3 protein-coding genes are annotated in these 2,669 nt (G+C 72.9%); 1 reads left to right on the plus strand and 2 read right to left on the minus strand.

Annotation, left to right across the window (positions count from 1 at the left end):
• Nucleotides 1–666 (plus strand): BBE domain-containing protein (locus tag AB0D94_RS37700; RefSeq protein WP_362062475.1); only part of this gene is annotated, 666 nt, incomplete at its 5' end.
• Between the two features lie 2 nt (nt 667–668).
• On the opposite strand, the gene AB0D94_RS37705 is transcribed toward AB0D94_RS37700, so the two are convergent.
• Together AB0D94_RS37705 and AB0D94_RS37710 are read right to left on the minus strand one after the other, a co-directional pair.
• Nucleotides 669–1,889 (minus strand): cytochrome P450, encoded by a 1,221-nt coding sequence (locus tag AB0D94_RS37705; protein ID WP_362062478.1) that lies wholly within the window; start codon nt 1,887–1,889, stop codon nt 669–671.
• A gap of 108 nt (nt 1,890–1,997) precedes the next feature.
• Nucleotides 1,998–2,669: BBE domain-containing protein (locus AB0D94_RS37710; protein WP_362062481.1), on the minus strand; the 672-nt coding region annotated here is incomplete at its 5' end.

The following is a 2,669-nucleotide window of genomic DNA, read 5'->3' on the forward strand; positions in this document are numbered from 1 at the left end:
AGCGTGGGGCTGATGACCGTCCCCGACCTGCCGTTCATGCCCGAACCGCTGCGCGGCCGATACGTCGCCCACGTCCGCATCGCCTACACCGGCGGGGCGATCGCCGGCCGCAAGGCCGTCGCGCCGCTGCGCGCCGTCGGGCCCCGGCTCATGGACACCCTGCGTGACATGCCGTACACCGCGAGCGGCTCCGTCTTCGACGACCCGGTCCACCCGCACGGCTACACCGGGGACAACGCCCTGCTCGGCTCGCTCGGCACCCCGGCACTCGACGCCGTCCGGGACCTCGCCGGCCCGGCCGCACCCGTCATGTGCGTCGTGGACCTGCGCCACCTCGGCGGCGCGCTGGCCCGCCCGCCGGCCGTGCCCAGCGCGGTCGGCCACCGCGGGGCGGCGTACATCCTGCGCGTGCTCTCACCCGTGGGGCCCTGGAGCGCGGCCGACATCGCCCCCGTCCACGAGGAGCTGCTCGCCGCCGTCCGGCCGTGGACCGTGGGCCGCAGCCTCAACTTCGTGTACGGGAACGGCCGCCCGGCCACGGCCGAGCGGCTCAGCATGCTGTACGAGGCCCCCGCGCGACGGCGGCTGGCCCGGCTGAAGGCCGTGTACGATCCCGCGAACACCTTCCGCGTGAACCACAACATCCAGCCGGACCAGGCGTCATGAGGTCATGAGGTCAGCAGGACGGGCAGGTCACGCGGCCCGTTCGCGATGAAGGAGCCGGACCCCGGGATCTCGGAGCGGGGTCGCGCCAACCGGAGGCCGGGGAAGCGGTCGAAGAGCCGCGGCAGCGCGATCCCGGCCTCCAGCCGGGCGAAGGGGGCGCCGAGACAGTGGTGGGCGCCGTGCCCGAAGGCGAGGTGCTCGCGCCGCTCGCGGAGCAGGTCGAACTCGAGCGCGTCCGGGCCGTGCTGATCCGGATCCTGGCCGGCCGCCGAGTAGGAGACGAGGATCGCGTCACCCCGCGCGATGGTCACGCCGTCCACGTCTATGTCCTGCGTCGCGAAACGCAGCGGCATGTGGGCCACCGGTCCGTGCAGGCGCAGGGACTCCTCGACGGCGTCCTGCCAGGTGGCCCGGCCGGCCCGGATGTGCGCCAGTTGCTCGGGCCGGGACAGCAGTTCCACCAGGGCGCTGCCCAGCAGGTTGGCCGTGGTCTCGTGACCGGCCCCGATCATGAGCATCAGGGTGTCGGCCAGTTCCTGCTCGTTCAGCCGCTGCCCGTCCTCGTCGCGTACGGCGATCAGCTCGGAGGAGAAGTCGGGCCCGGGGTGCTCGCGCTTGTACGCCACCAGGTCGGTGAGGACCGCGTAGATGGCCCGCCCCCGTTCCTGGATGTCGTCGATGTTCCCGGGATCGCGGAAGAAGGCGTCCATCATCTGCCGCAGCGAGTCGCTGGTGGCCTCCGGTACGCCGAACAGCCGGCAGATCACCTGGAACGGCAGCGGGTGGGTGAACGCGGCCCGCAGGTCCACCGTCTCCCCGGCCGGCACCGCGGCCAGCTCCTCCAGCAGCCCGCCCGTCACCTCCTCCACGGACGGAGCGAGCGACTTCGAGCGGCGGGCGGTGAAGGCGCCCGCCACCAGCCGGCGCAGCCGGGAGTGCTCGGCGCCGTAGGCCGTCAGCATGTTCTCCACGGACACCCAGGGGTAGAGCGGCCAGTCGGGCGTGATCTCGCCGTCACGGAAGGCCGGCCAGTGCCGGCGGGGATCCTTGGACACCCGCGGATCCGTCAGGAGTTGCTTGATCCGCTCGTGCCGGGTCACCGACCAGGCCCGCACACCGCCCGGCAGCTCCACCCGGGCGATGGGCCCGAGCCGGCGCAGCGCGGCGGCCTCGGCGGCGAGATCGCTCCCCGTGGGGTCGAGGGGGAACACGCTCTGGGACATCTGCTGCTTCCAATCTGCCGGATCCGCCGACGGACCCGCGGACAGGCGACCGCCCACCGCGGCGGCCCGGGAAAGGGGGTCGGAGCCACCGCGGTGGGCGATCACCAGCTAGTGGGAGCCTGGCGTACCGGGCTCCAGGTTGTAGTTGACGCGGAAGGTGTTGGCCGGGTCGTGCACGGCCTTGAGCCGGACCAGACGTGCGTGGTCCTCGGGGTCGTACGCCGAACGCACCTGGTCCGCATCGGCGTTCTCGCCGATGCCCATGAAGTTCACGAAACGCCCCGTCGTACGGGGTGAGAGGGCGTCGAAGAGCTGGCGGTGCACCGGCCCCACGGTCTCGGGGGTGAACGGGCCGACCAGCGGCGAGAGCACGTAGAGCATGTAGCGGGCGTCGCGGTTGCCGACCGCGTTCGGCGCTCCCAGCCGGCGGGCCAGCGCGCCGCCGAGGTGGCGCAGTTCGACGATGCACATGACGGGCGCACCGGGGCCGACCGTCTTGAGGATGGTCGGCACGTCGGACTCGGCCAGCTCGTCGAGCATGGCGACGTCCGCGTACCACGGCATGGGCGTCGGCGGATCGTTGTGGATGACCGCGCTCGCCGAGTACGGCATCTCCGTGAGCGTGTCCAGCAGCCTCGGTGCGACCGCGCGCAGCGGGGCGACCAGGCGCTCGCCCTCCTGCGCGTCACCCGTGTACGCGATGCGGACGTGGGCGACGTACCGGCCGCGCAGCGGCTCCGGTACGACGGGCGCGTCCGGCACCGGGATGAGGGCGAGCGA

The organism is Streptomyces sp. NPDC048255 (assembly GCF_040652415.1).
Classification (GTDB): domain Bacteria; phylum Actinomycetota; class Actinomycetes; order Streptomycetales; family Streptomycetaceae; genus Streptomyces.

Coding starts and splice junctions, on each gene's coding strand:
- AB0D94_RS37705 (WP_362062478.1), bottom strand. CDS start 1,889: ATGTCCCAGAGCGTGTTCCCCCTCGACCCCACGGGGAGCGATCTCGCC.